At 42.5% G+C, this 3118-nt stretch carries 4 protein-coding genes; 2 read left to right on the forward strand and 2 right to left on the reverse strand.

The window, feature by feature from the left end:
* Both SPADD19_RS04675 and queA read right to left on the reverse strand, forming a co-directional pair.
* Positions 1 to 358, reverse strand: a 358-nt coding sequence (locus tag SPADD19_RS04675) for an arginine repressor (protein ID WP_241496471.1), incomplete at its 3' end; no start/stop codon positions are given.
* Between the two features lie 11 nt (positions 359 to 369).
* Positions 370 to 1398 (reverse strand): tRNA preQ1(34) S-adenosylmethionine ribosyltransferase-isomerase QueA, encoded by a 1029-nt coding sequence (queA, locus tag SPADD19_RS04680; protein WP_061455370.1) that lies wholly within the window; start codon positions 1396 to 1398, stop codon positions 370 to 372.
* Between the two features lie 307 nt (positions 1399 to 1705).
* On the opposite strand from queA, the gene SPADD19_RS04690 reads away from it, so the two are divergent.
* Both SPADD19_RS04690 and SPADD19_RS11510 read left to right on the forward strand, forming a co-directional pair.
* Positions 1706 to 2413 carry a glucosamine-6-phosphate deaminase gene (locus SPADD19_RS04690; protein WP_061455372.1) on the forward strand — a complete coding sequence of 236 codons (708 nt, stop codon included), beginning with the start codon at positions 1706 to 1708 and terminating at the stop codon, positions 2411 to 2413.
* A gap of 188 nt (positions 2414 to 2601) precedes the next feature.
* Positions 2602 to 3118 (forward strand): serine hydrolase (locus SPADD19_RS11510; RefSeq protein ID WP_164905843.1); only part of this gene is annotated, 517 nt, incomplete at its 3' end.

Here is a 3118-nt window from a genome sequence, read left to right on the forward strand (position 1 = left end):
CTACGATTTGATCCAGTTCCAGTGCATCTAAGATCGCTCCAAAGGATTGAGCGAGGCCTGGAAGAGTTTTTACAACGACCTGGTTTTGAACGGGCCGCAACATGACTAAGGCATCTTCCATATACATCCGCAGGCGCTTTTCCCAACGGGAAGGAGCGATGGTGTTCATGGCATAGTAGGAACTATCCCCCTCGTTAATTTTTACTAGATTCAAGGATTTGACATCCCGTGAAAGGGTGGACTGGGTAACGAGAACGCCATTAGCTTCTAAAGCTTCTTGAAGTTCTTGTTGGGTATGAATCCTACGCTCAGAAATGATCGAGCGGATCAAGCGGTGGCGACTTTCAATTTTATTCATGAGAGACTCCTTTACTTGATGAACATAGCATCCCCAAAGCTGAAGAAGCGGTAGCGTTCTTGAATCGCATGGTGGTATGCTTCGAGGGTTAATTCACGGCCAGCAAAGGCAGAAACCAACATGACCAGAGTTGATTTTGGAAGGTGGAAGTTGGTTGAAAAGGCATCGACGACTTTCCATTCATAACCTGGTTTGATAAAAATATTGGTCCAGCCTGAATCAGCTTGGATGTCTCCATCAAATTTGTTGCCAATCGTTTCAAGGGTTCGAATAGAAGTCGTTCCGACGGCCACGATGCGTTTTCCTGCAGCTTTTACCTGACGAAGGGTTGCGGCAGCTTCTTCAGAAAGTTGGTAAAATTCAGAGTGCATCTCATGGTCTTCAAGATTGTCCACAGATACTGGACGGAAGGTTCCCAGGCCCACATGAAGGGTCAAATAGACCAGGTGAACCCCTTTTGCTTCAATTTTTTGGAGCAATTCTTGGGTGAAATGAAGACCTGCCGTCGGAGCTGCAGCAGAACCATTTTCTTTGGCGTAAACGGTTTGGTAGCGTTCGCGATCAGCAAGCTTTTCGTGAATATAGGGAGGAAGTGGCATTTCACCAAGACTTTCCAAGACTTCTAAAAAGATCCCTTGGTAGTGGAAGCGAACGATGCGCCCACCATGCTCCAATTCTTCCTCAACGGTTGCGGTCAAACGACCATCTCCAAAGCTGACTGTGGCACCTACCTTTAAGCGTTTTGCAGGTTTTGCCAAGACTTCCCAACAGTCATTTTGGGTATTTTTAAGGAGAAGGAATTCGACGTGACCACCTGTTTCTGGTTTGACTCCATGAAGACGGGCAGGCAGTACGCGCGTATTGTTCATGACAAGAGCATCTCCTGGCTCCAATTCATCTAAAATTTCATCAAAATGACGGTCTTGGAATTGCCCTGTTTTTCGATCCAGGATCAAGAGTTTAGAGGCATCTCGTTTTTCAAGAGGGGTTTGGGCAATCAGTTCTTCAGGCAAATCAAAGTCAAAGTCGTTGGTATTCATTTGCGCTCCTTTTATAATAAATTTGTGAGTAGATAGATGGCTGTACCGATAGCTAAAAGCATCAGGACAGTTCCCATCAAAAAGATCAGGACCTTGAGAATCTTTCTTTGATGAATCAAGAAAGATAAGAGAAAGACAAGGAGTCCGATCAAAAAAATGATGAATAATAGTGATACAATCATACCTTTCATTATATCACGAATCGACTTGAAAATGAAAAAAATGCCAGAAAAAGATAGCGGTTTCACTTGACAAAAATTGGTCTATACCATATAATAAAAGCATAGAGAAATAGGAGGTCTATCCAATGAACATTATTGAAGTAAAGGACCAAATTGAGGGTGGAAAAGTTGCCTTTGATATATTAAAAGAAACCTTAAAGGAAGGTGCTCAAACCTTAGGTCTTGCGACTGGAAGCAGTCCCCTTGAGTTTTATAAACAAATTCGTGAAAGTGATTTGGACTTATCTAATCTAATCAGTGTGAACTTAGATGAATACGTAGGCTTGACGGGAGATGATCCTCAATCTTATCGATATTTCATGGAGAAAAATCTCTTTGATGCCAAACCATTCAAAGAAAGCTATCTCCCATCTGGTGTAGAAGAATCTGCCGATCAAGAAGTGATCCGTTATAACAAAATACTCGAAGACCATCCAGTGGACCTTCAAATATTGGGAATCGGACGCAATGGGCATATTGGTTTTAATGAGCCAGGAACATCCTTTGATAGTCAGACCCACTTAGTTCAGTTGGATGATTCTACCATTGAGGCTAATTCTCGTTTCTTTGATAAGATCGAAGATGTACCAACCCAAGCCATTTCGATGGGGATTGCCAATATCTTGGCTGCGAAATCAATTGTCTTGTTTGCTTATGGGGAATCGAAAGCCCAAGCAATTAAAGGTACGGTAGAGGGGAAAAGGACAGAAAAAGTGCCAGCTAGTGCCCTTCAAGGACATCCAAATGTGATCATTATTGCGGATAAGGAAGCTTTGAGCTTGTTAAGTCGATAAAAAACAGGACCTATCGCCGATTTATTCGGGCCAGATAGGTTTTTTTCTGCTTCAAAGTATGGTACAATACAAGTAATTATCTGCTGTGATTAGCTCTTTTCATCTACTGGGAGACAAAAGAAAAGGGCATGAGGGCTAGAAGCTTGTTTTAGCCTCCAGCTGATTAGTCTGTTTTAAAGGAAAAGTTTATGATAAAAAAATATTTGATCCATATTTGCCTCCTTCTGAGTCTCTTATGCCAGCCAATTCTAGCTAGTGCGGATGAATTGGTGGATATGGCGCAAAAGATGTATCCAAATGACAATGTCCAAGCCATTAACCGTCCGCATTCTTCGCTCATTATTGACGGCAATACGGGAAATGTTCTCTGGAAAGACAATATCGATGAAGTCAGAGATCCAGCTAGCATGAGTAAACTCATGACGCTCTATCTCTTGTTTGAAGATATGGCAAATGGTAAGATCAGTAAGGATACAGTGATCAAGGCGACCGCTTCAGACCAAGCGATCGGAAAGATCTATGAGATCTCCAACAATAATATTGTTGCTGGAGTAGACTACACCATTCCTGAGTTGATTACCATGACAGTGGTTCCATCCTCAAATGTATCGACCCTCATGTTGGCCAATCTTATGTCCAACAATGATCCAGATGCCTTTATCGAGCGCATGAATGCCAAGGCTAAGGAATTAGGGATGACCAACA

Origin of the sequence: Streptococcus parasanguinis (assembly GCF_001578955.1) — a bacterium.
GTDB classification, from domain to species: Bacteria; Bacillota; Bacilli; order Lactobacillales; family Streptococcaceae; genus Streptococcus; species Streptococcus parasanguinis_U.